The 23,325-nt window shown below is 63.6% G+C and carries 31 protein-coding genes; 28 read left to right on the forward strand and 3 right to left on the reverse strand.

Translation table 11 applies throughout. The features are described from left to right. Positions 1-7 precede the first annotated feature (7 nt). The 9 genes from BG83_RS0114345 (at position 8) to BG83_RS0114385 (ending at position 6,501) form a co-directional block, all read left to right on the forward strand. On the forward strand, positions 8-877 hold the full coding sequence (locus tag BG83_RS0114345; RefSeq protein WP_024977390.1) for a hypothetical protein: 870 nt from the start codon (positions 8-10) through the stop codon (positions 875-877). Positions 878-1,388: 511 nt separating this feature from the next. Next, entirely contained in the window at positions 1,389-1,919 is a 531-nt protein-coding gene (locus BG83_RS0114350) for a hypothetical protein (RefSeq protein ID WP_152543703.1), read from the forward strand. A gap of 31 nt (positions 1,920-1,950) precedes the next feature. Then, complete coding sequence (locus BG83_RS0114355; RefSeq protein ID WP_024977392.1) at positions 1,951-2,892, forward strand: SOS response-associated peptidase family protein; 942 nt, start codon at positions 1,951-1,953, stop codon at positions 2,890-2,892. Positions 2,893-3,017: 125 nt separating this feature from the next. Next, positions 3,018-3,434: a PAAR domain-containing protein gene (locus BG83_RS0114360; RefSeq protein ID WP_037031911.1), complete on the forward strand. Its 417-nt coding sequence runs from the start codon at positions 3,018-3,020 to the stop codon at positions 3,432-3,434. Between the two features lie 2 nt (positions 3,435-3,436). Next, positions 3,437-3,940, forward strand: coding sequence for a DUF4123 domain-containing protein (locus tag BG83_RS0114365; protein ID WP_024977485.1), 504 nt, complete (start codon positions 3,437-3,439; stop codon positions 3,938-3,940). After that, positions 3,927-4,274: a hypothetical protein gene (locus tag BG83_RS0114370; protein WP_024977394.1), complete on the forward strand. Its 348-nt coding sequence runs from the start codon at positions 3,927-3,929 to the stop codon at positions 4,272-4,274. The genes BG83_RS0114365 and BG83_RS0114370 overlap by 14 nt, the downstream gene beginning before the upstream one ends. Further along, positions 4,274-4,846 (forward strand): restriction endonuclease fold toxin 5 domain-containing protein, encoded by a 573-nt coding sequence (locus tag BG83_RS0114375; protein ID WP_024977395.1) that lies wholly within the window; start codon positions 4,274-4,276, stop codon positions 4,844-4,846. Before BG83_RS0114370 ends, BG83_RS0114375 begins: the two co-directional genes overlap by 1 nt. After that, positions 4,843-5,553, forward strand: coding sequence for an Imm52 family immunity protein (locus BG83_RS0114380; protein WP_024977396.1), 711 nt, complete (start codon positions 4,843-4,845; stop codon positions 5,551-5,553). Before BG83_RS0114375 ends, BG83_RS0114380 begins: the two co-directional genes overlap by 4 nt. Before the next feature lie 24 nt (positions 5,554-5,577). After that, on the forward strand, positions 5,578-6,501 hold the full coding sequence (locus tag BG83_RS0114385) for a helix-turn-helix domain-containing protein (protein ID WP_024977397.1): 924 nt from the start codon (positions 5,578-5,580) through the stop codon (positions 6,499-6,501). Between the two features lie 4 nt (positions 6,502-6,505). Here BG83_RS0114385 and BG83_RS0114390 read toward each other — a convergent pair whose 3' ends face one another. Next, complete coding sequence (locus BG83_RS0114390) at positions 6,506-7,570, reverse strand: phage portal protein (protein WP_024977398.1); 1,065 nt, start codon at positions 7,568-7,570, stop codon at positions 6,506-6,508. After that, positions 7,567-9,348, reverse strand: coding sequence for a terminase ATPase subunit family protein (locus BG83_RS0114395; protein ID WP_024977399.1), 1,782 nt, complete (start codon positions 9,346-9,348; stop codon positions 7,567-7,569). The genes BG83_RS0114390 and BG83_RS0114395 overlap by 4 nt, the downstream gene beginning before the upstream one ends. A gap of 149 nt (positions 9,349-9,497) precedes the next feature. On the opposite strand from BG83_RS0114395, the gene BG83_RS0114400 reads away from it, so the two are divergent. The 11 genes from BG83_RS0114400 (at position 9,498) to BG83_RS0114450 (ending at position 15,806) form a co-directional block, all read left to right on the forward strand. Next, positions 9,498-10,331 (forward strand): GPO family capsid scaffolding protein, encoded by an 834-nt coding sequence (locus BG83_RS0114400; protein ID WP_024977400.1) that lies wholly within the window; start codon positions 9,498-9,500, stop codon positions 10,329-10,331. 52 nt (positions 10,332-10,383) lie between these two features. After that, on the forward strand, positions 10,384-11,397 hold the full coding sequence (locus BG83_RS0114405) for a phage major capsid protein, P2 family (RefSeq protein ID WP_024977401.1): 1,014 nt from the start codon (positions 10,384-10,386) through the stop codon (positions 11,395-11,397). Continuing rightward, the gene (gene gpM / locus BG83_RS0114410) at positions 11,397-12,119 is read left to right on the forward strand and encodes a phage terminase small subunit (RefSeq protein ID WP_024977402.1); all 723 of its coding nucleotides are present in this window, start codon (positions 11,397-11,399) and stop codon (positions 12,117-12,119) included. Before BG83_RS0114405 ends, gpM begins: the two co-directional genes overlap by 1 nt. A gap of 96 nt (positions 12,120-12,215) precedes the next feature. Next, the gene (locus tag BG83_RS0114415; protein WP_024977403.1) at positions 12,216-12,695 is read left to right on the forward strand and encodes a head completion/stabilization protein; all 480 of its coding nucleotides are present in this window, start codon (positions 12,216-12,218) and stop codon (positions 12,693-12,695) included. Next, on the forward strand, positions 12,695-12,898 hold the full coding sequence (locus BG83_RS0114420) for a tail protein X (RefSeq protein WP_024977404.1): 204 nt from the start codon (positions 12,695-12,697) through the stop codon (positions 12,896-12,898). The genes BG83_RS0114415 and BG83_RS0114420 overlap by 1 nt, the downstream gene beginning before the upstream one ends. A gap of 15 nt (positions 12,899-12,913) precedes the next feature. Further along, positions 12,914-13,318 carry a putative holin gene (locus BG83_RS0114425; protein ID WP_024977405.1) on the forward strand — a complete coding sequence of 135 codons (405 nt, stop codon included), beginning with the start codon at positions 12,914-12,916 and terminating at the stop codon, positions 13,316-13,318. Continuing rightward, complete coding sequence (locus BG83_RS0114430; protein ID WP_024977406.1) at positions 13,315-13,626, forward strand: phage holin family protein; 312 nt, start codon at positions 13,315-13,317, stop codon at positions 13,624-13,626. Before BG83_RS0114425 ends, BG83_RS0114430 begins: the two co-directional genes overlap by 4 nt. Continuing rightward, positions 13,623-14,429, forward strand: a complete 807-nt coding sequence (locus BG83_RS0114435; RefSeq protein ID WP_024977407.1) for an N-acetylmuramidase domain-containing protein — start codon at positions 13,623-13,625, stop codon at positions 14,427-14,429. Before BG83_RS0114430 ends, BG83_RS0114435 begins: the two co-directional genes overlap by 4 nt. Then, positions 14,426-14,926, forward strand: coding sequence for a hypothetical protein (locus BG83_RS27815; RefSeq protein WP_037031872.1), 501 nt, complete (start codon positions 14,426-14,428; stop codon positions 14,924-14,926). The genes BG83_RS0114435 and BG83_RS27815 overlap by 4 nt, the downstream gene beginning before the upstream one ends. Beyond that, complete coding sequence (locus BG83_RS0114445) at positions 14,923-15,357, forward strand: phage tail protein (protein ID WP_024977409.1); 435 nt, start codon at positions 14,923-14,925, stop codon at positions 15,355-15,357. Before BG83_RS27815 ends, BG83_RS0114445 begins: the two co-directional genes overlap by 4 nt. Beyond that, on the forward strand, positions 15,354-15,806 hold the full coding sequence (locus BG83_RS0114450; protein ID WP_024977410.1) for a phage virion morphogenesis protein: 453 nt from the start codon (positions 15,354-15,356) through the stop codon (positions 15,804-15,806). The genes BG83_RS0114445 and BG83_RS0114450 overlap by 4 nt, the downstream gene beginning before the upstream one ends. Before the next feature lie 57 nt (positions 15,807-15,863). Here BG83_RS0114450 and BG83_RS28330 read toward each other — a convergent pair whose 3' ends face one another. After that, positions 15,864-16,523, reverse strand: coding sequence for an MltR family transcriptional regulator (locus tag BG83_RS28330; protein ID WP_024977411.1), 660 nt, complete (start codon positions 16,521-16,523; stop codon positions 15,864-15,866). 134 nt (positions 16,524-16,657) lie between these two features. Here BG83_RS28330 and BG83_RS0114460 point away from each other — a divergent pair, with 134 nt between their 5' ends. The 8 genes from BG83_RS0114460 (at position 16,658) to BG83_RS0114495 (ending at position 23,317) form a co-directional block, all read left to right on the forward strand. Further along, a complete protein-coding gene (locus BG83_RS0114460) occupies positions 16,658-17,293 on the forward strand; it encodes a phage baseplate assembly protein V (protein WP_024977412.1) in 636 nt (211 codons plus the stop codon). Beyond that, entirely contained in the window at positions 17,290-17,637 is a 348-nt protein-coding gene (locus BG83_RS0114465) for a GPW/gp25 family protein (protein WP_024977413.1), read from the forward strand. Before BG83_RS0114460 ends, BG83_RS0114465 begins: the two co-directional genes overlap by 4 nt. A gap of 2 nt (positions 17,638-17,639) precedes the next feature. After that, a complete protein-coding gene (locus BG83_RS0114470; protein WP_024977414.1) occupies positions 17,640-18,545 on the forward strand; it encodes a baseplate assembly protein in 906 nt (301 codons plus the stop codon). A gap of 4 nt (positions 18,546-18,549) precedes the next feature. Beyond that, positions 18,550-19,095 carry a phage tail protein I gene (locus tag BG83_RS0114475; RefSeq protein ID WP_037031917.1) on the forward strand — a complete coding sequence of 182 codons (546 nt, stop codon included), beginning with the start codon at positions 18,550-18,552 and terminating at the stop codon, positions 19,093-19,095. A 1-nt stretch (position 19,096) separates the two neighbouring features. Further along, positions 19,097-21,034 (forward strand): hypothetical protein, encoded by a 1,938-nt coding sequence (locus BG83_RS28335; RefSeq protein WP_024977416.1) that lies wholly within the window; start codon positions 19,097-19,099, stop codon positions 21,032-21,034. Positions 21,035-21,044: 10 nt separating this feature from the next. After that, positions 21,045-21,482 carry a phage tail assembly chaperone gene (locus tag BG83_RS0114485; RefSeq protein WP_024977417.1) on the forward strand — a complete coding sequence of 146 codons (438 nt, stop codon included), beginning with the start codon at positions 21,045-21,047 and terminating at the stop codon, positions 21,480-21,482. A 124-nt stretch (positions 21,483-21,606) separates the two neighbouring features. After that, entirely contained in the window at positions 21,607-22,782 is a 1,176-nt protein-coding gene (locus BG83_RS0114490) for a phage tail sheath protein (RefSeq protein WP_024977418.1), read from the forward strand. Between the two features lie 25 nt (positions 22,783-22,807). Further along, positions 22,808-23,317 (forward strand): phage major tail tube protein, encoded by a 510-nt coding sequence (locus tag BG83_RS0114495; RefSeq protein WP_024977419.1) that lies wholly within the window; start codon positions 22,808-22,810, stop codon positions 23,315-23,317. Positions 23,318-23,325 lie beyond the last annotated feature (8 nt).

Raw genomic sequence — 23,325 nt, forward strand, 5'->3', positions numbered from 1 at the left:
TGCGGGCATGCTGCACTTCACATATGCTGAGCCCAAGCTCGACCAATTGCGTCAAGGCGATATCTTACGCAAAACGCCAGAGCTTCTGGACCTCATTAAGGCCGTGCATCCTCACTACGCGAATGAGGACTATCGGTACTTCCAGGTACTAACTCAGAGCTGCGACCTTGTTCGCCGGGGCGGGAAGGACTGCAAGTCCCGATATATCACACTCGCAGCAGTCCGGCCGATGAGCCTCATTGTGGAGCGGGCTCTTGACGGCTATGAAAGAAAGTTTGTTTTCGACAACAAGCTCTTTTGCAGCGCAACTCACAGGAGAGCGCTCAAGGACCTGTTTGTAAAACTATTCAACAATAACGATACACAAAACTTTTTCTTGAAATCCAGCCCGGACTATGGGCTGGATGTTGATTGTTGCACGCAATTGCATTTGTCTATCGCCATCCGGGCGTATGAACATTACGACCTTTGTCTGCAAGCCAAGATCCTGGAGTTAAAGGACGAATTCAGGGCGAAATTGGGGTGGCTGGTGGGAAATCTCTACTCCCGAGTCGGAACCCAAGATTACGTACCGGGCGCGATATCCGACGAAAGAGATTTTGAAGAGTTTGTGCAGAATTCCATGGACCAATATGTGGTGTGGCTTCCTGAAAAAGAATATGCGACATATCAAAAGCAGCACACCAAGGTCGCAAGCTTCGAGGAAATGCAAGGGAAGGTCGCCACAGAGATGGAGCGGAAACAGAAGACCAAGCTTGACTCAATAGTTTCGGCCATTACTGCTGTTCTTCCGGGCGAAGTGGACGAGGAAACGAAAAGCGCATTGCGCAATACCCTCAGTCGCATGCCGCTCCTAAACCCTATTCTCAATGGGTAGCTGGGGCACCCGTCACTGTGTGCGGGCTGCTCGCTCGGCCCAGCCGACGGCGCCTCAAATTAGCTCGTCATAGGTCGCCGACGTCTATAGCCCTGCAGGCGATTCAGCGAGTTGCCTGCTACTGCTGCATAAGCTAAGTGCATAAAGCCGCATAACTTTGCTGGACCGGCAGTCAGGGCACCGCGCCTTTAAGCGCGGGCGTTTGGGGCACTTCTGCACCTGCATAGAAACCACTCAATGAAGCGGGCAGGTGAGGCGGGGTCCCAACCGCGCGCGCCGGGTCGCGACGCCGGTGCGAGCCCATCTCCTCTCCACCCCGCCGAGGGGCCGCCAAGCCCGCCAGGAGACGCGTAGCTGCACGATCACAAATGGAAAGGGGGGGGCCGGGAGCTCCGCGTGGGAAACGCCCTCCAGCGCCCGCTTAGGTGCCTCTCCGTCCACGTCTGCATTGTCTACGTTGACGCGTAGGTTTGCGCCCCGGATACTGTATATCCATACAGTATCTCAAGCCATGGAACCCGCCGCACGTTCGCACATCGTTCATAAATACCGCTATCTAGATGCCAAGACCGGTCGCTGGAAAATGACCCGGCATCACATGAGCGCGGAGGCGGCCGAGCAGTTTTTTGCGCCCGGCGCGGGGACACACTTCAGGGCCAAGAAATGGGAGCCGGTTGAAGCCACACGCGAGGATCGCGGCAGCGGCCATCCAATGCAGGGGAAGGGCATCGACTGCCATCCGCTCAAGAGCGCCCCGACCCCTCCTGCCAGGCTGAAGGTCGAGGAGGTGCGCGCGATATGGGAGCGAAACAAATGCCCAGACGTAAGGCGCTTGATCTGGGAGATCTGGTATCTCCGCAGCACGGTGGACTACGCCCGGTACGTTGCTGGGTGGCTAGAGGAGATCGATATCGATCCACCGTTTGACCGCCGGTTCAAAATGCTCCAGGCCATGCTGACCAGCCATCCTTCTCCGGCCGAACTTGAATGGAGCAGTGCCGAAATCGTTGGCCTAAAGCGACTCGCCAAAGCGCGCCGCTGATCTATCATGGCCTCACCCAATGGAGGTGCCCATGTGCTACTCCGCCCAAATCGAAGCCGACTATCGACGGTTCGTACACGAGTACGGCGCCATCATGTCGCTCGACGATTTCACGCGGATGGTGATGGAGTACTTCGCCAACCCGAAGATGCGCGTACCGAGGGCGATGAGCGCGCATTTCCTCGAATCGCCCGAGACAGAAGAAGAAAAGAAAATTGCGGAGGTCATCCGCGCGCGCATGGCCGCAGACGAAATCGCGCTGCTGCAGGAGCTGGCCAAGCAGACCGAACGGCTGGAGAAAGCCCAACAGGCCCTCGCCGCCAAGGCCACCAAGAAAGCCGCTGAAGACATCCGCATCGCCACCAACAAGATCGCGGCGGCAAAGGGCAAACTCGAAGAGCTCAAGAGCACCGAGCTCAAGCCGCGCGACTCGCGCATCTACCCCGGCTGGTACGCGCCAGTGATGGTGATGGAGAACGGCCGGCGCGTCGTCAAACCGATGCGCTACCAGTGTCGCCCTGCCGGCAAACCGGCCTTCTACGACGAACAGTATCCCGGCACCTACAACGCCCGCCGCGACAACCTGCGCGGCTTCTGGAAAGGCCAGTACGGCCACACGCACGGCCTGATCCTGGTCGACGCATTCTATGAAAACGTGACGGGGCCGGACGGCAAAAACGTCGTGCTCGAATTCCGCCCCGACCCGCCGCAGACGATGCTTGTCGCCTGCGTGTGGTCACACTGGCGCGCGACCAAGCCCGGCGAAAAGGATCTGCTGTCGTTCGCCATCATCACCGACGACCCGCCGCCTGAGATTTCAGAGGCTGGCCACGATCGGTGTCCGGTCCCTATTAAGCCGGAGAGCATCGATGCGTGGCTGAATCCTGAATCGCGCAACCTTGATGCCATGGATGCCATCCTGGACGACAAGTCGCAGCCGTTTTATGTCCACCGCAAAGCGACATCGATGTGACGCCGGCCTGCGGGTCTCTCAACTCAGATTTCAAATCTTTTCAGCACCCGCGCCCTCCAAAGCTCGATAGCATGGCGCCGCCCCACCAGGGGCACCAGGCAATGCGTAGCTACTGGAGGAATCCCGTGCCCTCAGGACAGAAGCCCTTCATCGTCGTGGGTGACAAAACCACCCACGGTGGCACCGTCATCACCGGCGACATGACGTCCACCATGCAGGGCAAGCCCATTGCCCGCTCTGGCGACATGACAGTGTGTCCAAAATGCAAGGGCACCTTCCCCATACTTAAGAGCGACAGCATCGTCGTTGACGGCGGCGGTAACACGTATGCCCGCCACTTGGACAAGACCGCGTGCGGTGCCAACCTGCTTGCCAGTCAGGCGACTGGCACCGCAACCGCGATGGTTTCCGGTACCGGTAGTCCGGCTGGCGCATTGGCAGCACAGGCGGCAACAATCGCCGCACCGACAACGTCCGGCGTTTGCCTGTCCTGCCTCATCAAAGCTGCTGCAAGTGGTAGCTCCACTGTCGTTCGGAGCTGATCATGGCGCTTGATGTAGTCGAGCGGTTGGCCGACCTGCAGACAGCCTTTCCCGCACTCCGTCTCTACGCGCTGGTCGACGGCATCCAATACGAGAATCATCGCGGCGAACGGTTGGACTACAGCACCGGTTTTACTTCACTGTTCCACGGCACGGCGGATGGACCACTGGCGCACGCTGGCCCCTGGCTGGTCGACATCGAAGAGGCCGGCGATGCCATCGCAAAAGACATCGCAGGCCTGGAGCGCGAAGCCCCGTCAGTGACATGGCTGATCACCGAAGCCGACTTGCATGGCCTCGCGCAACTGCTACGGCTCCACCTCGACGTGCGCATACCAGACGGCCGCGTCGCTCTTCTTCGCTTCTGGGATCCGCGCGTGCTTGCCAGCCTGGCCAACGTACTCGACCCCAAGCAGCGCGAAACCTTCTTCGCCCACATCCACGAATGGCATCTACTGCGCGATGGCCAGCGCGTTCACATTGGGAGAAAACATGCTGAGGCTTGACGAGCGCCAGTGGCAGGCACTGCAGGCCTGCGACGCCAATCAGTTCGTCGCTACGGTGTGCGACCAGTTTCTGACAAAGCGCCCCGAGCTGCTGCAGGAGCCTGGGCGCGAAGTGATTCTGGGGCGCATGCAGGCGGCGCACGACTACGCGCAGCGCATCGGCTTCACGTCTACGCCGCATATTGTGTGGCTCATGTACATGGCAGCCGACGCACCAACGCTCGTGACTGATCCCGTCATCGAAACCTACCTTCGGAAGCCAGGCGCCACACCGGAGCAACGGCTCGACGATCTCGAGGCCGTGTTGCAAAAGAAACTTGAAGGGGGACTCTGATGGCAGCCGCAGCGGCACCACTCATTGAGGGAGCGCTCGCGCGCCTACTGGTTGCGCTGGGCATAGGTGTCGTCGCCGACGGCGCGACCAAAGAAGTGCTCAAGCGGAAAGAGGAAGCCGATAACGCCCGCACCGCGCCCATTGCGAAAACTGAAGCTCAAACGAAGACCAAGGAAAAGTGCAAAGACTGCACCCCCGACAAAGGGACCTTGGTAACGCGCAACTGGAATATGTCGGATGTGTCGCGCGCCTACCAGGCGCGCATCACGGGCTTTGCGCCGTTCACTGAGTGGAACTTTGCGGGCGTTGATTTCGATGGTTTCCAATCCGCGCCGTGTCTGCTGCTAGAAGCCAAGGCAAAGTACGATCAGTTCTTCGATGATTTCGGACCGTTTGAGTGGTGGAAAGGTGACCAGCCCCTCATGGCAGAAGCCACCAAGCAGGCTCTGGTAGCGAAGCCGATGCCGCCAGTTCAGCTACATTGGCACTTTATGGAGCCACACAGCTACGCCTACTTCACCCGGATTTTTGCCGCCATGCGGCTCACGATCGAAACGCATTACACACCATGAAGCGTCCCTACGAGCTAACCGCTGTCTTCCGCCATCAAGGCTCCCTGGAAGCCATTGCCTTGCTGCAGGAACTGGCAACGTTTTGCCGCGTGCTGGGTGAGCAATCGCCCGAGCTGTCGACCTGGTACCTGAAAGGCGATTCCAAGGAAGAGGCAACCCGGTACGAGGTGTTCGACGCCAACGGCCCGACCACAGCGGCGACCGCGGTTGTTACCGAAGAACTCCGGAAAGAAGTGGATCCGCGCATCATCGGCATTTGGAATGGCAAGACCGACGCCAACGGCGCGTCTCTCCAACTCATCGCGCGACCTGGCTCCGAGACATCGACAGCCATATTGCGGGTCAAACCAGGCGCCTTTCCCCAGGCCTATGAAGGCGCAGTAGCAGTCGTGCAAGCAGCAGCTTTGCAATGGCAAGCAAGCGCCATCACGCTTGAATCGGGCGGGTACTTTCCCCTCAAGGTGTTCAAGGACAGGCCTGGCGTCGGCTGGATGATCTATCTGCCGCAGACGCTGACGGTGCAGCAAGTGCCCGAAGCCGGCGCCTTGATTCCCGTGATGGACGGCAAGAAGCAAATTGGCACCATTGTCGTGAGCGTCACGGATGCGCCGTTCTCCGACGCTGATCACGAGCACGTGCGCATCGCCAACAAGATTGAGGTGCGTCTGGTCGACCAAGATTTGCTGCCGCGCGTGACGGACCTTTAAGCAATCTTCCCTGCGAGCACCGCCATGTACGACTCCGAAGATGACTTGCGAGCCCTACTTGGAGTTGGGGCCGAATCTGTGAGCCTCGACTTCAAGGATGGCATCAAGCTCAACAATATGACCAATGACGCGCGCAAAGAGTTGGTCGTCGATGTCACCGCGATGGCGAACTCGGGAGGCGGCACGATCATCTACGGAATTGCAGAGCAGCAGCTGGATGGCCGTTCGCTCGCGGGCACGATTTCCCCCGTGACCGACGATCGCGTCACCCAAGACCGGCTGCGCGAGATCGTCTACTCGAACACCGACCCTGCTTTTTCCGATTTCAAGATTAAGTGCATTCCCGTTGCCCAAGGGAATGTCTTCGTAGTGGAAGTTGCAGAAGGTGATACAGCGTTCCAGAACAAGATAGATCGGCGGTACTACAACCGTGTGGATGCATCGTCGGTCCCAATGTACGGCTATGCCATCCGTGACGTCATGAACAGGCGGACGAGGCCGATCCTCGTCCCCTCCCTGCAAATCAACTACGTAGACCTACACGAACAGCAACACCGATATGTCGTTACGCCCGCCCTCGAAAATATCGGCAGGTTGACCGTAAACCACTGGACGCTATCGGTTGGGCTACCGGTCGGTTACGGCTTCGTGCAAGGCGACTACAACCGCCAAGTGCGTGGTTTCCACCCATATGGCAACTTTGATCCTGACTGTTCCTGGTTCGAGTTTTCATCCGAACGCCATCCGGGAAGTGCTGCCCGTATCCTTCCTGGAGAAACGCGGCACCTCGGTCAGGACGGTGGTTACGGGCTATTAGAGATCCGGATAAGCGCATTCGACGGGGGGAGACTGTTGCACAGTGGTCCCTCTCTTCGTTGGGTACTTTGCATGGACGATTCCCCTAAGTCTGAAGGTGAAGTTCCTTACGACCAATGGTGCCGGTGGTGAGCGTCTAAGCCCCCAACCCATACTCCTCAAACCTAACCACCTCCTCCCCCACCCACTCATTAATCGCCAGCAACCGATCCTGCAGGGGCTTCACCTCGTTGCGCGCGAACACCTTGGCAGCCTTCTCGACGTCGCCAAAGCCACCGGTATTCGACGGAATGATCCCCATGAGCTGAGGCGGCACCCGGTGCGCCGCGAGCTGATCATCGCGAGTCACGTTCTTGATGTTCCAGAACTCATCTTTCGCCGCCACCTCCGACACCGGTAAGAGCTGAATCCCATCCTTCTTGCCGTTGGGCGCGTACATGAACAGGTTGCGGAAGTTGCCCGGCCCCTTGGCGCTCTTCATCGCCTCGCGCAGTCGGTCAACATCTTCCTGGCTATGCGCCGCGTCGGTCATGTACAGGATGAAGCCCGCGTGCGACCCGTTCTTGTAGTAGCGCCGGCGAAACAGCGTGGCCGACTCGTTGAGCCAGGTGGCATTGAGCGCCGAGAGGTATTCCGGCAACCCGTACACCTCCTGGTTGATGTCTGGCTCCTGCAGGTGAAAGATCGTGCCCGGCGCGAACTCATGCGGCTGTTGGTAGCTCTGTACAAAATAGTAGGTCGAAAGGTCCAGGCCTCGCCGCATGTACTTCGCCAGGGCCGGCTGCAGCCCCATGCTGGAGGCTGCCCGGCTGATCCGGTTTTCCAGGTAGGCATTGCCGAACACTTGCCAGTCGAGCACGAAGCGCTCGAACGCCTGGCGTGACAGCAGCTTGTGCGGGATAAACGTGCTCACCAGGATGTTGCGCTTCACAAAGATGGCCGAGCTGTGATGTGCTGCCGCGCGGAACGAGCGCGCCAGGCCATCGAGCGGCATCGGCGGCTCGAACCACTTGCCCATGCGCATGCATTCGACGTAGTCGAGCAGCTCGCGCCGGTCGAGTACCTCGATCGGATCGCCAAACGAAAAGGCCTCCGCGCGCGGCGCGCGATGGGTGTTTTGTTCGGCCGGCGCCTGGGCGTCGACGACACGCACGTGCGGGTTACTTGCACCGGCGGCGCGGCGGTTCTTGTTGCGGCTCATGAGAACTCCAAAATGCTGGTATTGGTCGCGCTGGCGCCTTCGATGGGTTCATTGGAAAGCGCATGCATGGTTGCCCACGCCAGGTCGGCGTGGCTGATCTCTTCGGAGCGTCCGGCCTGGTAGGTGACGCGGCCACCGCCGGCGGTGACGGTTTTTTTGATCGCCATGAACGACGCGGCCAGGTCCGACCACCCGGCGTCAAACTCCAGCCGGCCTTTGCTGATCACGTCGTAGGCTTTGAGTACCAGCGCCGTCTTCACTTCGACGCTGTAGGTGTAACCCTTCGCATCGGGGCGAACCTTCGTCACGATCTTGTAGACCGCGTCACCGATGCCCGTCCTGTCGATGCCGATGTGCGTCACGTTGTAGCGCTCGCACACGCGCAAGATGGCCGAGGCCTGCTCTTCATAGTCGATGCCCTTGAACTGGTGTTTCTCCAGCACGCGAAACTTGCCGCCCGGCACGAGCGGCGGAGCGACCACGACCAGCGCAGCGCTGTCTCCACCGCCGCCGTTGGGGTCATAGCCCACCCACACCTGGCGGTAGCCAAACGGGCGCGGCGCGAACGGCCGGAAGTCGTCCCACACCTCCCAGCTATCCACCATGCCGCGCATGAGCAGCGACAGCGGAAACACCGACGCCGTGTCGTCCACGAACTCGCACATGAGCAAGTTGGCGTAGTCGAGGTCGCTGTACTCGCGCATCAACTGGTCGAGGTCAAACAGGTTGCAGCCACCGCGCAGCGCGTCCTCCACCGTCACGATCTGGCGCCACTGGCCGTCAGCGCACCGCATGCCATCGCGCAGCGCGGCATGGCTCACATCCAGCTTGATCTGCTTGTCCTTCGGCTTGCCTCGGTTGAACAGCGTGCCCGACCAGAACGGATACGCCTCATGCGCCAGGCTGGAGGGTGTGGAGAAATACGTCTGCCGCCAGTGCTTGTGGATCGCCATGCCGGAGGCGACCTTGCGCAGCTCCTGGAAGCGCGGCACCCAGAAGTACTCGTCGAAATACAGGTTGCCGTGATAGCTCTGGGCGGTGCGCGCATTCGTGCCTAGGAAGTACAGCGTGGCGCCGTTGGGCAGCACCATCGGATCGCCTTTCAGCTCGACGCCGGCAGCATCCTTCGCGAACTGCACGATGTACTGCTTGAAGACGTGCGCCTGGGCCTTGCTGGCCGACAGGAAAATCTGATTACGCCCCGTGGTCAAGGCGTCGATGAACGCCTCGCGCGCGAAATACCAGGTCGCCCCGATCTGTCGCGACTTCAGGATGTTGCGGATGCGCTCGGCCTGGCCAGCGCGATACCACACGTCCTGGTAGCCGAACAGCGAATCGTGGAACGCGTCGAGCAACTGCTTCTGCTCTTCCGGGCTCACCGCGTTGCGCTCTGCCTTCTTCCGTGGCCCCGCATTGCGATTAGCCACCTTGGGGTTGAGGTCGCTCTCGTTGCCGCCGTCGCGGTAGCGCTCACGGCGCGCCAGGCTGTCGAGCTGCCGCCGCAGCAGATCGATCTCCTTGAAGTCGCGCCCCTCCTTCTTGTCCTTGGCGACCAGGCGCATCAAGCGCTCTTCGATCGTCAGCGCAACGCGTTCATCGGGCGTGGTGTCAGCCCACCCGTCGCGCCGCTTCCAACTGTGGATCGTCACCGGTTTGACGCCCAGCATGTCGGCGATGCGCGCCACGCGATAGCCCTGCCAGTACAGGGTGCGTGCGATGCGGCGCGGGTCCTTTTCCGGGTCGATGGTGAGAGAGGCAATAGGCGGCAGCGTAGTCATGCCGCAACGCTACCGGCCCCGCGCGCGCGTGCCACGCGGCGCCTGTTGTGGCGCGGGGTTCCACAACATCAACGCGTTGCCCGCGCGGGTGTCCGGCGCTGAAATGGCAACACCACCGAACCACCGGGACACCGACCACAGAGGACACCATGCCCACCAAGTTTTTCCGCATTGCCACCGAAGGCGCGACGAGCGACGGCCGCGTGATTGACCGCGAAACGCTGGTCCAGATGGCGAAGAGCTACGACCCGAAGGTCTACACCGCGCGCGTCAACCTGGAGCACATCCGAGGCTACGACCCGGCCGGCCCCTTCAAGGCTTACGGCGACGTGGTTGCACTGAAGACGGAAGAGGTGGACGGCAAGCTGGGCTTGTTCGCGCAGATCGACCCGACCGACGAGCTGGTGGCGATGACGAAGGCCCGTCAAAAAATCTTCTCGTCGATGGAGGTGCAGCCGAGCTTTGCGGACACCGGCGAGGCCTACCTAGTCGGTCTTGCCGTGACGGACAACCCTGCCAGCCTGGGCTGCGACGTGCTCAAGTTCAACGCGCAGGCGCCTGTGAATCCCCTGGCGGCGCGCAAGCTGGATCCGGCCAATTTGTTCACGGAAGTGGTGCAAGTGGAGGTTGATCTCTCGCAATCGGTCGCGGCCGACCCGGCGCCTGTCCCGTCGCGCTTCGCCGACAGCATCAAGGCGCTCTTCTCCAAGCAACGCAAGACGGACGACAGCACTGACGCCCGCTTCGCTGACGCGCAGGAAGCCATTCAGACCGTTGCCACACAGGTGCAGACGATGGGCGAACAGGTCGTTGCGGGCTTCAAGAGCATCAACGACCAACTGGCAGCGCTGAAGACGCAAGGCGAGCAGCGCGACCAGGCCTTCAACACGCTCAAGAACGGCATGGAGACCACGCAGGCCTTCGCGTCGCGCCCGCCGGCGACCGGCGGGAATGGCGCCGCCGAAATCAAGACCGACTGCTGACCCGGCCACCGGACCCAGCACCACCACGAAGACCATCAACCGGAGTCAACACATGCGTAACAACACCCGCCGCCTCTACGATGCCTATGCGGCCGAAGTCGCCAAACTGAACGGCGTCGATCGCGTCGACGTGAAGTTCTCGGTCGAACCGACTGTGCAACAGCGCCTGGAAGACAAGATCCAGGAATCGAGCGACTTCCTGAAGAAGATCAACTTCCACGGCGTGACCGAGCAAGAGGGCGAGAAGATCGGCCTGGGCGTGTCCGGCCCGGTAGCGAGCACGACCGACACCACCAAGCAGGATCGACAAACGTCCGACATCTCCACGTTGGACGGCCGTCACTACCGCTGCGAACAGACCAACTCCGACACACACATCACGTACCAGAAGCTGGACGCCTGGGCGAAGTTCCCGGACTTCCAGACGCGGATCCGCGACGCCATCATCCGCCGCCAGGCGCTGGATCGAATGATGATTGGCTTTCACGGTGTGAAGCGCGCGCCGACGTCTGACCGTGCCGCCAACCCGATGCTGCAGGACGTCAACAAGGGCTGGCTGCAAACGATGCGCGAGCAAGCCCCGCAGCGCGTTATGACGGAAGGCAAGAAGGACTCGGGCAAGATCGTCGTCGGCGGTGCCGGCGGCGATTACGCCAACCTGGACGCTCTGGTCTTCGACGTGGTGAACCACATGATTGACCCGTGGTACGCGGAAGACCCGGAGCTGGTCGTGGTGTGCGGCCGTCAACTGCTGGCCGACAAGTACTTCCCCATCATCAACCAGTCCAACCGCCCCACCGACGCCCTGGCAGTGGACCTGATCGTCAGCCAGAAGCGCATCGGCAACCTGCCTGCTGTGCGTGTACCGTACTTCCCGGCCAATGGCCTGCTGGTGACTCGCCTGGACAACCTGTCCATCTACTACCAGGAGGGCGCCCGCCGTCGCACGATCGTGGACAACGCCAAGCGCGATCGCATCGAGAACTACGAGTCGAGCAACGACGCGTATGTCCTTGAAGACCTGGGCTGCGCAGCATCGGCCGAGAACATCACGGTGGCTGCGTAATGAGCAGCCCGGCCCGCAATCACTTCTTGCGGGCCTGCGCCGCTCTCGCGGCGCAGGCCGAGCAGGATGCGAACCCTTTGCAGAACGCATCGGGGTACGAACTCATGCTGGTGCAGCTAGGTGAGCACAAACGCCAACTCAAGCAGATTCAGTCGGTCGAGCGCAAGGCAGAGGCCAAGCGCCGGATGCTGCCGGAGTACGCGGCCTGGATGGAGGGCGTGCTGCAGGCCGACAGCGGCGCGCAGGACGACGTCTTCATGACAGTGCTGGTCTGGCACATCGATGCGGGGGAATTCGCTGCTGCGCTGCCGCTGGCCGCTTACGCGATCCGCCACAAGCTGACGATGCCCGACCAGTACAAGCGCACCACCGCCTGCCTCATCGCAGAGGAGTTCGCCAACATGGTGCTCAAGGCGCCCGAGGCGATCCGACTGGAGGACGCCGGCGCGCTCGTGGAACTGGAGGCGCTGCTGAATGGGGAAGACATGCCGGACGAGGTGCGCGCCAAGCTCCACAAGGCACTCGGCTACGCGGTCAACCAAGCCGTCACCGGCATGGATGACGCCACGGCGCGAGAGCTGCGAGAACAAGCGCTGACCCACCTGCGCCGCGCCCTGGAGCTGCACGACAAATCCGGCGTGAAAAAGGACATCGAGCGCATCGAGCGCGAGATCAAGAACGCAGCCCCGACCGGCGCCCAGGAGGGCGACGGGAAGAGCTGACACCGAGCGTGACCCCGCGCATCAGGCGGCACGGGGCAGTCTTCCGGCCTGCCGCGAAGCCTTGCCCCGTCCACCGCCTCCCCATTCACTGAACCCATGTCTTCATTCATCGCAGCCGCACCCGTGCCCGCGCCGGCACAACCGGGTGGTGAGCCGATCGGCAACGACGGCTTCTTCCCTGATATCGACCTCGACCACGCGTACGCAGCCATGCGCCTAGACGGCACCGTCCCCCCGCAGCGCCTGCGCGCCTCGCTGGTGGAGGCGGTGATTTCGGTCAACGCCGAGCTGGAGGCCTGGAAGGTGGCGCAAGTGTCGTTCGGCCGGTTGACGCTGGTCGACGTGCCGGCGCCCAAGATCGACGACAAGAGTGCCCACCTTCACCGCTACCACCGCGCCGTGCACTGCATGGCGGCCGCGTGGCTCATTGAGCGGTACCGGACGATCGACGCGACGGCCACGGGCGACCGCAAGGCCGAGGCCGAGAACCTGGGCGTGGACGATCTGCGCCGCGATGCGCGCTGGGCCATCAGTGACCTGATGGGTGTGAGCCGCACGACGGTGGAACTCATCTGATGCGCGTGCGTGCCATCCAGGGCGACACCGTGGACGCCATCTGCCAGCGGGTCTACGGCCGCACGGCAGGCGTCACCGAGGCCGTCCTATTGGCCAACCCGGGCATTGCCGATCTGGGGCCGATCCTGCCGCACGGCACCGAACTCGACATGCCCGACATTTCCCCGCAGCCGGCCCTGCAAATGGTCCAGCTCTGGGACTGACCCCAAGGAACCCATATGGCTGAACCCATTTCCACCAGCTCAACCGCTACGCTCGCTGTGACGGGCGCCGGGGCGCTGTCCATCCTGCTACCCGGCGTCGACCCGGGCGCCGTGCTGGGTGCCTTCGCCGGCGCTGCCGTCTTCGTGCTCAACAGCGGCGAGCTGGGCACAGTCAAGAAGCTCGGCTTCCTGGCCGCGTCGATCGTGGCGGGCCTGCTGTCGGCGCCGCTGGCCGCTGCGCTCCTTGCCCGGGCGCTGCCCACCAACACCGAAGTGAGCCAGGCCGTGGGGGCGCTCGTGGCCTCCGCCGTGGTCGTGAAGCTGCTGCTGGCCATGATCCGCCTGGCCGACAACAGCGACCGGCTGGGGGCCATATTCAAGGGCATCACCGGCGGCACCGACAAGGGAGGCAACCCATGAAGGCCCTGTTCATCGTGCAGGCCGTGCTGTGCGCCTTGATCGCGCTGCGCCTGCTGCTCTTCAAGCGCGAGGGCGCAGCACACCGGCCCTGGGCGTCTCGCCTGGCCTATGGCCTGGTGGTGCTCACCGGCGCCGTCACGATCGGCGTGCTCTTCGGCCGCTACGAGTGGGCGCTGCTCGCGCAGAACGGCATCACGGCTGTGCTGTGTGTGGCGGTCTTCGCCGTGCGCGGCAACGTGGTGGAGCTGTTCCGCATGGGCGGCGCCGATTCGTCCTGTGTTGTGCGATTTCTGCGGAGGCTCTCATGATGGTGCTGAAACAGGGGCGCCTGGGCGCCGAGGTGCGCGAGCTGCAGCGCATGCTGGCGGTCAAGGGCTTCAACGTGCCGGACACCGGGGAATACGGCCCCGACACGGCCGCCGCCGTGCGGGCCGCGCAGGCGCGCTTTGGCCTGGTGGTGGACGGCATTGCCGGCCCCAAGACCCTGCAGGCATTGCAGGACGGCGCACGCAGTCCGCGCCTGCTGACCGACACCGACCTGATCGCCGCCGCCGACACGCTGGGTGTGCCGGTGGCGGCCGTCCGTGCGGTGAACGAGGTGGAGAGCCGGGGCAATGGCTTCCTGCCCGATGGCCGGCCGGTGATTCTCTTTGAGCGGCACGTGATGTACCGCCAGTTGCAGGACGCCGGCCGCGATGCGGATGCGCTCGCGCGGCAGTTCCCGAACCTAGTCAATCCGAAGCGCGGCGGCTATGTGGGCAAGGCCGGTGAGCACATGCGGCTCTCCCAGGCCCTCGCCATCGATGAGGCCTGCGCGCTGTCGTCCGCGAGCTGGGGCCTGTTCCAGGTCATGGCCTATCACTGGCTGCGGCTGGACTACCGCAGCGTGCAGGACTTCGTGGCCACCATGCGCACCAGCGAGGCCGCGCAACTGGAGGCCTTCGTGCGGTTCGTCAAAGCCGATACGACGTTGCTCAAGGCGCTGCGTGCCGGCAAGTGGGCAACCTTTGCTTCCGGCTACAACGGCGCCGACTACAAGGCCAACCTGTACGACGTGAAGCTCGAGCGCGCCTTCGAGCGTTACCAGGCCGACGAGGCGGTGGCCACATGAACCGCGCCGCCGCCATCGTCGCGCTACTGGCTGTGGTTGCCGGCTTCGCCTGGTGGGCCACGCACAGCTACACCGCCGCAGTCGACCGCGCCGAGAAAGCCGAGACGGCCGCCAGCGAGCTGCGCACGCAGCTCAAGAACGCCCGTGGCGCCACGGTCACCGTCACGCAGTACGTGGACCGTGAGCGCGTCATCCGCCTCAAGGGCGACACCATTGTGAAGGAGGTCCCTCGCTATGTTCCGATCGAAGCTGACGCTGCCTGCGCTGTGCCTCGCGGCTTTGTGCGGCTGCACGACGCCGCTGCCGCCGGCGCAGTGCCAGATCCACATCCCGGAGATGCTGATGCGGCCCCCTCGGGCGTTGCACTCTCTGCCGTCGCCGGCACCGTTGCCGGCAACTACACCGACAGCCTTGCCAACAGCGAGCAATTGAAGACGCTGCAGCAGACCTTGCGCGACCAGGGCGTGACGATCATTGGCGAGGCTTCCACACCATGATGAAGGCCACCAGCCTGCGCGAGGCCTTGACGGCGGCCGTGCCACACCTGGCCGCGCACCCCGATGCGCTGCACGTGTTTGTGGATGAAGGGAACGTGGTCGGCACCGGCGCGCGAACGCTCGGCTTCGAGTATCGGTACACGCTGACGCTCATCGTGACCGACTACCCGCACAGCTCGGACACGATCGTCGTGCCGGTCCTGGCCTGGCTGCGCACCAATCAGCCCGATACCTTCACCAACCCCGACAAGCGCGAGGATGCGTTCAAGTTCGAAGCGGAAATCCTCAACCACACCACGGTCGACATCTCCATCAAGCTGAAGCTGACCGAGCGGGTGACGGTCAAGGTGGAAGGCCCCGGCTACCAGGTGGAGCACCACCCCGAGCCCATCAACGCGGAGGACGATCCGGCGAGCTGGAGGCCTGCGTGAGCGGGCTGCACGCGCTCGATGCCTACCTGGCCGGCCTGCTGGCCAAGCTGGACGCGCCGCAGCGGCGTCTGCTGGCCCGGGCCATCGCGGTGGAGCTGCGCCGGCGCCAGGCCGCGCGCGTCGCCACGCAGCGCAACCCGGACGGCAGCGCCTACGCGCCCCGCAAGCCGCAGTTGCGGCACAAGCGGGGTGGCATCCGCCGCGCGATGTTCTCGCGCCTGCGCATGGCGCGTTATTTCAAAGCCCAAGCCGACCCCAACACGGCCGTGGTGACCTTCGCCGGGACCGCGCAACGCATCGCCACCGTGCACCACTTCGGGCTGCGCGATCGCGTCAACAAGAACGGGCTGACCGCCAAATACCCGGCACGCCAACTGCTGGGTTTTGACGATGGCGATATTGCAAACATAACCGACATCGTGTTGCTGCACTTGCAGCGATCCGCGTAGTTCGGAGCACTGTTGGGCTCGACACTCGCACGCTACTGCGGCTGGCGCACGAGGGCGCTACTTGCCTTCGTTCATGCGCTTTTCGGCCTCCACTATGGCCGTCTCTTTATCGACGATCCAATGAATCAGGAAGCGCAAGCAGGCACGGTAGGCGTCTGTGACGCTGGACATAAAGTCGCTGGCGATCGAGTCTCTGATATGGTCAGTGCTGGTGCCGCCATCCAATCGAGATTGAGCCTTGGCCGCCATGTTCTTGACCATGTCGTACATGTGCATGCTTTGAATCCAGCTTCGGACCGGGTCACTGTCGAACTTCACAACAGTTAGGTCGTGGGCAAACACATTTCGTATCTTGCTGACGGCAGTAAGATCGCGCTGTAGCTCGGGGCCTATGATCCGTAGCATGTATGCAAGGCGAATCTTGGTTCCAAACGGACCCAGCGGACCGCTGGGTTGGAACAGCTCTCGTGCGATCTTTTCATCTCGGCGCATATACAGACGCAGCAGGCTCGTCAGATGGTTTTCAACGATCGCACCGAGCAGGACTGCCATCGCACGCTCAGAAGATTGATCGTAGAAGGCGTGGAGCTCTTCTTCTGTGAGCTTGTCATTCAATGCCCTGCGGCCGCTGCGCTGCTCTTCTTCTTGCAGCAGTGCATCAAGGGCGTCCATTGGTTGGGAAACAGGGCCTTCTTCTGTATCAAGGTTGTCGGTCATTGCTCCTCCGCATTGGCCGATTGGTGGACACGATATCGGTTGATATTCTGCCCTGTGTCGCTTTGTCGTTGTGACAACCGCCTGCACAACAACAGTCACGTGCGGTCTTCGCGCGCGCACGGCACTCTGCGGAGATGGATACCGCAGAACTCGCCCGTCTCTTAGAAAACCTCATCCGCACCGGCCGCGTCACCGAGGTGCGCCACACCCGGCCGCCCGCCGTGCGCGTGCGCACCGGTGGCATGACCACCACGTGGCTGCCGTGGTGCGAAGACCGCGCCGGCGACACACGCACCTGGAACCCGCCAACCGTTGGCGAGCAGGTGGTGCTGCTGTGCCCGAGCGGCGACCTGGCCAACGGTATTGTGCTGTGCGCCATCCCCTCGGATGATGCCGACGTGCCGAGCCACGACGGCAATCAGACCGTCACCCTGTACCCGGACGGTGCATGGACCGCCTACGACCACGGCGCGGGCCTGTTGTCCGTCCATGGGGTCAACACCGTGTTCCTGGAGGCCGCCACCAGCGTGCTGGTGAAGTGCCCCGACACCACCTTCGACGGCAACGTGACCGTCAAGGGCAACGCCACCGTCCAAGGCCTGCTCGCGTTCCAGAACGGCATTGCTGGCAAGGGTGGCGAGAACGGCAACGTCATCACGGGCGACCTCACGCACCAGGACGGCAAGCTGTCGTCCAACGGCGTGGTGCTCGACAACCACGGGCACGGTGCCGTGCAGCGCGGTGGTGACTGGACCGAGGGCACCAAATGAGCGGCCTGAACGCCACCACCGGTCGCGCCATCAGCGACCTGGCCCACATCTGGCAATCGGTGCGCGACATCCTCACGACGCCCATCGGCTCGCGCGTGATGCGACGCGACTACGGCTCGCTGATCCCTGAGCTGATCGACCAGCCGATGAACCCGGCCACCCGCCTGCGCCTCATGTCCGCGTCCGTCTCGGCGCTGGTGCGCTGGGAGCCGCGCCTGCGCATCTCGTCGGTGCAGTTCTCCGTCGACACCATGGGCGCCGCGGTCATCGACATTGAGGGCGAACGCATCGACGGGCCGCGACGCGAAGCCGTGCGCAATCTGACCATCCCGCTGCGAGGCTGACCATGGGTGCCCTGATCGACCTCTCGCAACTGCCGCCGCCCAACGTGGTGGAAGCGCTCGACTACGAAACGATCCTTGCTGAGCGCAAGGCCGCGCTGATCGCGCGCTACCCGGCAGAGAAGCAAGCCGAGATTGCCGCCGTGCTGGCGCTCGAATCCGAGCCGCTGACCAAGTTCCTGGAGGAATCGGCGTTGCGCGAGCTGCTGCTGCGCCAGCGCATCAACGAGGCCGCGCGCGCGGTAATGCTGGCCTACGCCAAGGGCGAAGACCTGGAACACATCGCGGCACTCTTTGGGATTGAGCGCCTGGTCATCAAACCGGCCGACCCGATCGCCGGGACACCGGCCGAGATGGAGAGCGACACCGACCTGCGCCTGCGCGTGCAGCTCGCGCCGCAGTCGTTCTCGGTCGCCGGCCCGGAAGGCGCCTATCACTCTCACGGGCGCAATGCGGACGGTCGCGTCCTGGATGTGTCGGCCACCAGTCCAACGCCTGGCGAAGTGCGAATCACGGTGCTCTCGCGCGAAGGCGACGGCGCCGCCGCGCCCGATCTGCTGGACAAGGTTCTGGCGGCGCTGCGCCCGGAAGAAGTGCGCCCACTGACTGACTACGTGACGGTGCAGTCGGCCACGATCCTGCCTTATGCGGTCTCGGCCACGCTGCACCTCTTCCCAGGCCCCGACGCCACCGTGGTGGTCACCGAGGCTCGCAAGCGCCTGGCCGCCTACGTGGAGGCCTGCCACCGACTGGGGGCCGTCGTGGCGCGCTCCGGGCTGGACGCCGCCTTGCACGTTGCGGGCGTGCAGAAGGTAGAGCTGCACTCGCCCGCCGATGAGATTCTTGCCGATCCGACGCAGGCCCCGTATTGCACCGACATGACCGTCACGCCAGGAGCCCAGCGTGCGTAGCCTGTTGCCACAGAGTTTGTTGCCACCGAATGCGACGGAGCTGGAGCGCAACGCCACGGCCGTGGCCGGCGTCATCAGCGATCTGCCGGTGCCGCTGCGCACCTTGATCGACCCGGACACCATCCCCGCGCACCTGCTGCCGTGGCTCGCCTGGCACCTGGGGCTCGATGCCTGGAAAGACTACTGGCCCGAGCAGGTGAAGCGCGCCCGCGTGCGAGCCGCGATCCCGATCGCGCGCAAGAAGGGCACGGCCGCTGCGGTGCGCGAAGTCGTGGCCTCCTTCGGCGCCAACATCGCCCTGCGCGAGTGGTGGCAGATGGAGCCCAAGGGGCGGCCGTACACCTTCGAGCTGGTGATGACGGTCAGCGAGCGCGACGACATCCCGTCGACGGCGGATTTCGTGGCGGACATCGTGGCCGAGATCGACCGCACCAAGCCCGTGCGCGCGCACTACACCTTCACCCAGGGCTTCAACCGGCGCGGAGGTCTCGGCGTCGCCGCCGCCATCCGTCCCGCCCTCTTTGTTCGCCTCTCTCTCACGGACGCCTGACATGGCAGGAACGACCCTCAACATCACCGACGCCGGCCGCGCTGCGCTCATTGCCGGCGACCACACCGGCACCAACGCGCGCAAGGTCGTGCAGGTGGGCTTTGCCAACGCACCGTTCGACTTCAATGCAGGCCTGAAGGCGCTGCCGAACGAACTCAAGCGCGTGTCGACCATCGCCGGCGAGAACATCGCCGCGGACACCATCCACGTCACCATCCGCGACGACGGCGCCGACCAGTTCAAGCTGTACGGCTTCGGGCTGTACCTGGACAACGGCGTGCTGCTCGGCACGTACTGCCAGGCCACGCCCATCATGGAGAAGTCACCGGTGGCCATCCTGCTGCTGGCGGTCGACGTGGTCTTCAAGTCGCTCGATGTGACGGCGCTCACATTTGGCGAGGCGAATTTCACCAACCCGCCGGCGACGACGCAACGCCAGGGCGTGGTGGAGCTGGCCACCGACCAGGAGACGCAGGACGGCACGGACAATCAGCGCGCGGTCACGCCCGCGGGCCTCTCCGCCCGGACGGCGACGGAGACACGCTCGGGGCTGGTGCAGCTCGCCACGGATGCGGAGCTTGTGGCCGGCAAGGATGACGCCAAGGCTGTCACCGCAAAGAAGGTCGCCGCGCAGCTCGCCAAGAAAGCCGATCTGGCCGGATCGGGCAAGCAGGCCTTCGCCGTTGCCACGGCGACAGCAGACGAGCACGCGGTGCCGCTCGCGCAGGCTGACACCCGGTACGCGACGCCGGCGGCGGTCAAGGACGCCAAGGACACGGCCACCGATGCGCTGGCGACGGCCAAAGCCGCGTTGCCGAAATCGGGCGGCGAGATGACCGGCATCATCGACATGGTGGGTCCGTCGAACGAGCTGCGCTTCACCGACAACCAGCAGCCCATCACGCTGGGCCGCTTTCGCATGGTGTCGTCTGGCCGCTCGCTCATCCTCGATCGCAACACGGCGACCAACGGCAACTTCTCCACGTTCCTGCGCGTGCTGCAGGTCGACGGCATGGGCAACGCCACGCTGCCTGGCATGGTGACCGCCGGGGCCTTCAAGTCGCAGACGGGCGTGAACCTGCCGGCCTACAACAACGACGGCAAGGGCTTCCTGGAGTTCGGTGGCGACACCGTCATCTGGCGCATGTTCATGGCGGGGCCGACCGGCAACCTAGTCCTCGCCGGCTATAACTCCGATGGCACGAACCGAAATCAGCCCCTGTTCGTCAACTACACGACGGGACAAGTCGCGTTTTCTGCGCGGCCCACGTTCGATAGCGCGACGCCTTACGACACCAAGAACCTGATCAATCCGCTGACGGCTGAAGGCGGTGCGCTCACCGCCAACAAGGGTTTTACCTTCGGCGTGGGCTACGGGCGTTCCGCGCTGGTCGTCTCATCGAACGGCACGGATTCCATCGGCGGCGGCTTTGTCGACTGGAACGGCACGCGCACCCCGGCCCTGCAGATCGACTGCCCAGCCCCTACCGCCGCCTACATGGGCATCCGGTGGACGCAGTGGGGGCAACGCCACCTTGCAGCGATCGACTGCTATGCGGGTGGTAGCAATCTCTCGCAGCCATACGTCTCGTTTCATGTCGGGACCCTGCAGCACGCCCTCTCGATCAATGGAGCCGGCGAGCTGGTCACCAAAGGCGCGATCAAAGCCGGCGGAGATGGCGCCGTTCTGGCGACGAACGGCAACGTCTACATGTCGTGGGCCGGGCAGTGGCTCTCCGAGTACCTCACCAACCTGAACAACGGCAAAGCAGGCGCCGGTGCGCAGTGCCAGTGGGCCAGCGGCATTGCGGAATTCGGCTCCGTCCCGACCGGTGAATCCGGTGGTGCCGCCGACGTGCCGGCACCGTGGGTGCTGGTGGGCCTGCGCAACACCTTCTACCGCGTCTACCTGCGTGCCGTCTGGCTGCGCAACCAGTGATACCGACACCATGCTGACTCACGACGAACTGATCTTCTGCATCCAGCAGCAATACCCCCACGCGGTGCACGGCACCGACTTCTGGGTCTTCCACCTGGTCGACCAGGAGACCGGTGCCCAGCTATCGGATGCCCAGCTCTATGAATGGAAGCTCGCCACACCCGCGCCCTCGGCCGACGAGCTCAAAGCGCTGGTCAAACAGCACGGCGCGGCAGCCCGCGCCTTTGTAGTCGCGCGGGACGCGCGCATCGAGCGCGAGCGACGCCTCAAGGTCGCCGACACGCTGGTCTACAAGGCGATGGACACGGGCGACACGGAACGCATGCGCCTCGCTGGCCAGTACCGCCAGGCGCTGCGTGATGTGACGACGCTGCCGGGCTTCCCCGACGCGTTCGAGTGGCCGCAGGTGCCCGCAGGCCTCGCCGACCTGCTGCCGACCAACACCTAAACCTGCTGGCGGCTCCTTCTTGTTGTAGCGGCTTGCCGCACAACAGCGCGCGCGGGACATCCTCGCGCGCGCGCTGCATTCTTGGCCGGGACACATCCATCGTCGGACCCACCCGGAGGAATGCATGCCCACCGACTACCACCACGGCGTACGCGTCGTTGAAATCAACGAGGGCACTCGCCCCATTCGCACCATCGAGACCGCCGTGGTCGGCGTCGCTTGCACGGCCGATGATGCGGACATCGCCACCTTCCCGCTCGACAAACCGGTCCTGCTCACCAACGTGCAGGCCGCCATCGGCCGCGCCGGCACCAAGGGCACGCTGGCGCGCACGCTGCAGGCCATCGCCGACCAGACCAGCCCGCTGACCGTCGTGGTGCGCGTGGCCGAAGGCAAGGCCGAGAACGAGACCAACAGCAACCTCATCGGCACCACCACCGCCGAAGGGCGCTTTACGGGCCTCAAGGCGCTGTTGGCCGCCCGCAACCAGTTGGGCGTCACACCGCGCATTCTCGCGGTGCCCGGGCTCGATACGCTGCCGGTGGCCACCGAGCTGGTCAGCATCGCGCAGAAGCTGCGCGCGTTTGGTTACGTGAACGCCGCCGGCTGCGCCACCAAGGAAGAAGCGACCACCTACCGCCAGAATTTCTCGGCGCGTGAGCTGATGGTGCTCTGGCCGGAGTTCGTCGGCTGGGATACCGCCGCCAACGCCGAACAGACGCTGTGGGCCACCGCCCGCGCCGTGGGCCTGCGCGCGAAGATCGACAACGAGACCGGCTGGCACAAGACGCTCTCCAACGTGCCGGTCAACGGCGTGACGGGCCTCTCGCGCGATGTGTACTGGGACCTGCAGAACCCGGCCACCGATGCGGGCTATCTGAACTCGCACGATGTCACCACGCTGATCCGCCAGGAAGGCTTCCGCTTCTGGGGCTCGCGCACCTGCAGCAACGACAAGCTGTACGCGTTCGAGAACTACACGCGCACGGCACAGGTGCTGGCCGACACGATGGCCGAGGCGCACCTGTGGGCCATCGACAAGCCGATGACGCCAACGCTGGTGCGCGACATCGTGGCGGCCATCAACGCGAAGCTGCGCAACCTCGTGCGCAACGGCTACCTGCTCGGTGGCGAGGCCTGGTACGACCCGGCCGTCAACGACAAGGACTCGCTCAAGGCCGGGAAGCTCGCCATCGACTACGACTACACGCCGGTACCGCCTGTGGAAGACCTGACCTTCCGCCAGCGCATCACCGACCGGTATCTCATGCAGTTCGCTGACGCCGTGAAGGCGGCTTGAGCGGCCCACCATCCAAGGAATCCACATGGCACTCCCCCGCATCCTCAAGCACTTCAACGTCTTCACCGATGGCGTGACACACGCCGGCGAGGTCGAAGAAATCGACCTGCCCAAGCTCACCCGCAAGGTGGAGGAATACCGCGCCGGCGGCATGAACGGCCCGGTCGAGATCGACCTGGGCAACGACAAGCTGGAGCTCGAAACGACGTATGGCGGCCTGATGCGCGAAGTCCTGCAGCAGTACGGCACGACCACCATCGACGGCGCGATGCTGCGCTTCGCCGGCGCCTACCAGCGCGAAGACTCAGGCGAGGTCGACGCCGTGGAAATCATCGTGCGCGGCCGTCACACCGAAATCACCTTCGGCAAGGGCAAGGCGGGCAGCAAGGACCCCTTCAAGGTCAAGTCCTCGCTGACCTACTACAAGCTGACCGTCAACGGCGAAGAGTGGATCGAGATCGACCACGTGAACTTCATCGAGCGCGTGTTCGGCAAAGACCGCCTGGCCGACCAGCGCAAAGCCATCGGCCTCTGATCGCTTCA

The sequence above is a fragment of the Ralstonia pickettii genome (genome assembly GCF_000607165.1).
GTDB classification, from domain to species: domain Bacteria; phylum Pseudomonadota; class Gammaproteobacteria; order Burkholderiales; family Burkholderiaceae; genus Ralstonia; species Ralstonia holmesii.